The sequence below is a fragment of the Chroococcidiopsis cubana SAG 39.79 genome, from assembly GCF_003991895.1.
In the GTDB taxonomy this organism is placed as follows: Bacteria; Cyanobacteriota; Cyanobacteriia; order Cyanobacteriales; family Chroococcidiopsidaceae; genus Chroococcidiopsis; species Chroococcidiopsis thermalis.
This window is the reverse complement of the sequence record NZ_RSCK01000210.1, coordinates 1-3950: the sequence shown is the minus strand read 5'-3', so window position 1 is coordinate 3950 and position 3950 is coordinate 1. Positions and strand designations below refer to the sequence as shown.

The following is a 3950-nucleotide window of genomic DNA, read 5'->3' as shown; positions in this document are numbered from 1 at the left end:
GCAATCCCCTCTTGCCCAAATGGGATATTCTTATCCGACCTGCCTCATAGGTATTTTGTTTCTTGGAGATCGCCTTATTCTGCGACGCATGGGCTTTATCTCGCATCAGCAAGGCTCGGTGACGCTGATTGCCACGAAAGAGTCTGCGGACAAGCTGCGGATTGAGCGATTTCTGCGACGCAACGGCTATCCGCTAGAGATCCTCAGCTACGATGTTGCCTGCCGAGAGACCGCTTTCTTGCAGAATGTTGACTTCAAAGAAGAGCAACTCCCGATCGTGTATATTCATCTGGGTGAACAACTGTTGTACAACCCGTCTAACCTGGAACTAGCCGAACGGCTGGGACTGGTGGAGGTTCTGCCTCCAGACCACATCTATGATGTTGCAATCGTCGGTGGTGGACCGGCGGGACTTTCGGCGGCGGTCTATGCTGCATCAGAAGCGTTGGACACAGTCCTGATCGAAGCCGAAGCACCTGGCGGACAGGCGGGCACCAGTTCAAAAATTGAAAATTACCTGGGCTTTCCCACAGGGATCTCTGGACAGGCGCTGGCAGGCAGGGCGCAGGTACAGGCACAGAAATTTGGGGCAACGATCGCGCTGCCCTTTTCAGTCAGCAAGATTGATTGCCAGAGCCATCCCTTTACTCTGACGCTAGACAATCACACCCAAATCCATACCAAAGCAGTCGTCATCGCGTCGGGGGCACGATACCGCCGGCTGAATTTTGAGCATCCGTTTGACAACGCGGGCGTATACTATGCGGCAACTGCAATGGAGGGCGGGTTCTGCCAGAACGAGCCAGTGATTGTGGTTGGCGGCGGCAACTCAGCCGGACAGGCGGCAGTGTTTCTGTCGCGTCATGCTAGTCACGTGCATCTGCTGGTACGCGGTGACGATCTAAAGGCGACGATGTCGGATTACCTGATCGGCCGCATCGCTGCCTCAGACCGAATCACGCTGCACACTGGAACCGAAATTACCGACTTGCAGGGCGAGCGTCATTTAAGACAAGTGACCTGGCACGATCGCCGCACCAACACGACCAAAACGCATCAGATTCGCCATGTGTTTCTGATGATTGGCGCGGTTCCCAACACCGGATGGCTGCACGATTGCCTGACGCTGGATGAGAAGGGCTTTATTTGCACGGGCATCCAGCTGATTGATGCCCAAGTCTGGACGTTAGAACGACACCCAATGGTTTTAGAAACCAGTGTTCCAGGAATTTTTGCGGCGGGGGATGTGCGTTCGGGTTCTGTGAAGCGAGTTGCTTCAGCGGTGGGTGAGGGAGCGATCATCATTAGCCAGGTACATCAGTTTTTGAGTGAGCAGACAGCTGAGTCCTTCATTCCGACCTAGAAGGTTGGGAGTGCTTGAGCGGTAGTGTTGCAAAAAGTTGTTGAAGATAGAAATTTCCCTGGAAAAAGAATTGATTATGCAACCACTCCAAAAATTTCAGCAATGAATTTTACCCGTTCAATCACGGCTCCTTTTTCTACTTTTTCAATTTGCCCTTTGCGGATCATATTAGTCATTTCATATCCTCTTATCGTGCGTCGAGCAGTGTTGAATGATTTGAATCCCATCGCTGGTTTGACTAGTCGCTTGATCCCGCGATAGTCCTGTTCGACAATATTGTTCAGATACTTTTTCTGCCTTGATTTCACGCTTTTAGGCAGTTCTGATTTCGCTTTGAGTTGGAAGCGTAAATATTTAACATGAAAAAGATGATGATTACACTGCTTTTTTCTCCTGGGGCAACACTAACTCTAACCATTTTTCTTGCCACTCTTGGTTGACCGGTATTGTCAAATTAAGTAGGGGTGACAGGGACGACAGTTGATGAGATAATTTTCTCTGATGACTACAAAACCTCTCTTGTACCACCGCCACCGCTTCCCTCCCGAGATTATCAGCTACTGCATCTGGCTGTACAATTCGTTTTCCCTCAGCTATCGGGACGTGGAGAAGATGATGCTGTATCGAGGGGTCTGCATCTTGAGGGGGCGACAACCAGGATGAAAGCAAGATAGGCTCTTAGGTTCCAGCCGCAAACCCCTTTGAAAAAATGGAGAGAAAGAGGGTACTTATTGAAAATAAACTATTTAGAGAGAAAATACTACCACTGGATATCCGTTTAATGGTAAAAAAGAACGGTCTCGTAGATTTAACAAGACCGTCATCAAAAATGCTGCCGACATTCTATCAAACATTGCTCCAAAAATATCTCACCCACTCGCAACTAATAACCTTGAAGATGCTAGTGTGGCTACTACAGTATCAAAAACAAGTGAGGCTTGAAAGATTAGCAGCTACCTTACCTTTACCGATACAACAGAATAGCCGACGGCGACATTTGCAAAGGTTTTTAAACCTAGATGCTTTGAGCGTAGTGTTGCTGTGGTTTCCTGTGATTGAAGGAATTTTAACAAAGCATTATAAACCAGGGTCACAGCTAGTTATTGCATTGGATAGAACGCAGTGGAAAGAAAACAATGTCTTAATGGTTAGTGCGATCTATAAGAAAAGAGCATTACCAATATTTTGGGTGTTATTGGAGAAAGATGGCAGTAGCAATCTAGCAGAGCAACAAAAAGTATTACGTCCAGCAATTCGACTATTAAAGAAATACAAATTAGTTATACTTGGGGATAGAGAATTTCAGAGCATAGAACTAGCAAACTGGTTACAGGAGCAGAATGTCAGCTTTGTGTTACGCCAAAAACAGAGTCCCACGTTTCGTGAAAAAAGACACTCGTTTCAGCCATTAAGTAGTATTCCTATTCATCCAGGTATCCGGCAATTCTATACCAATATCAATCTGACTCAAAAAGCAGGATTTGGGCGCTACAATCTAGCTGTGTACTGGAAAAGAAAGTATCGAGGGAAACAAGAAGATGAAGCTTGGTACTTATTAACAAACTTAGCCGATTTAAAAACTGCCATTAAAATCTACAGCCAAAGATTTGGGATTGAAGCTATGTTTCGCGATCGCAAAGCTGGCGGTTACAATTTGGAAAGCTCCAAAGCGAATCCTAATAGACTTATCCGGTTAATTCTTTTAATTGCTTTAGCAATGGCATCTGCTTGGTTACAGGGAGAAAAAACTGTTTTACAGAGGCAGCAATCCTACGTTTGTCGCACTCAAGAAAAGGGAAGAACCAGAAAACGACACAGTAACTTTTGGATAGGTTTATATGGGCAAAGTTGGATAGTTGCTTTTCATGAATGCCAGATATGGGTTGAAGAACTTATTGGTTCCATTCGCAATAAGCAGGGGTTTTATCGTAGAGGTTTGAGAGCTATGACACTTATACAGCAAGCATTTTAGCTCGGTTGTCGCCCCTCAAAGTCTGCATCACTTATGAAGCCATTCGCTACTGGTGTCGCAAGTTCAGCCAGACATGAGCCAACGAAATTCGTCGCCGTCGTCCAACACCAGGGAGAAAGTGGCATTTGGACGAAATGCGTGTGGAGATTAAGGGTGAGGTGTTTTGGTTGTGGCGAGCAGTTGATCAAGAGGGCAACGTGTTAGACATCCTCATCCACAGTCGTCGGAATCAGAAAGCTGCTAAGAAGTTCTTGAGAAAACTGCTGAAGAAACAGGGTTTTGCACCGCGTGTAATGGTGACGGATAAGTTGAAAAGCTATGCAGTTGCTAAGAAAGAGATTCTCCCATCCGTCGAACATCGCTACTCATAAGGGACTGAATAACCGTGCCGAAAACTCGCATCAATTGACACGGTTGAGGGAGAAGAAGATGCGACGCTTCAAGTCTGTCGGTCAAGCGTAGAAGTTTTTGGCGGCTTCTGAACTAATCTACCAGCATACGCAACCGAAGAGACATCAGTTACCTGCCTTCATTACTACTGGAGTTTAGACTAACCAATGACAAAATGACTCAGCAGTACTGAGTTAACAAGCTACCCAGCTAAAAATATAAAAA

Annotated in this window: 2 protein-coding genes and 3 pseudogenes; 4 read left to right on the top strand and 1 reads right to left on the bottom strand. The window is 46.1% G+C overall.

Annotated elements, in window-relative coordinates:
* The coding region (locus DSM107010_RS37165; RefSeq protein ID WP_127025358.1) for an NAD(P)/FAD-dependent oxidoreductase at nucleotides 1–1363 on the top strand (1363 nt) is incomplete at its 5' end.
* 74 nt (nucleotides 1364–1437) lie between these two features.
* Here the strand turns inward: DSM107010_RS37165 and DSM107010_RS42700 are convergent.
* Nucleotides 1438–1701 (bottom strand): annotated as a pseudogene (locus tag DSM107010_RS42700) (DDE-type integrase/transposase/recombinase); the annotation flags it as partial.
* Nucleotides 1702–1864: 163 nt separating this feature from the next.
* Between DSM107010_RS42700 and DSM107010_RS41860 the strand changes: the two are divergent.
* The 3 genes and pseudogenes from DSM107010_RS41860 to DSM107010_RS41855 form a co-directional block, all read left to right on the top strand.
* Nucleotides 1865–2002: pseudogene (locus DSM107010_RS41860) on the top strand (IS6 family transposase); the annotation flags it as partial.
* Nucleotides 2003–2192: 190 nt separating this feature from the next.
* The gene (locus DSM107010_RS37150; RefSeq protein WP_106167231.1) at nucleotides 2193–3335 is read left to right on the top strand and encodes an IS4 family transposase; all 1143 of its coding nucleotides are present in this window, start codon (nucleotides 2193–2195) and stop codon (nucleotides 3333–3335) included.
* A 20-nt stretch (nucleotides 3336–3355) separates the two neighbouring features.
* Nucleotides 3356–3863 (top strand): annotated as a pseudogene (locus DSM107010_RS41855) (IS6 family transposase); the annotation flags it as partial.
* Nucleotides 3864–3950 lie beyond the last annotated feature (87 nt).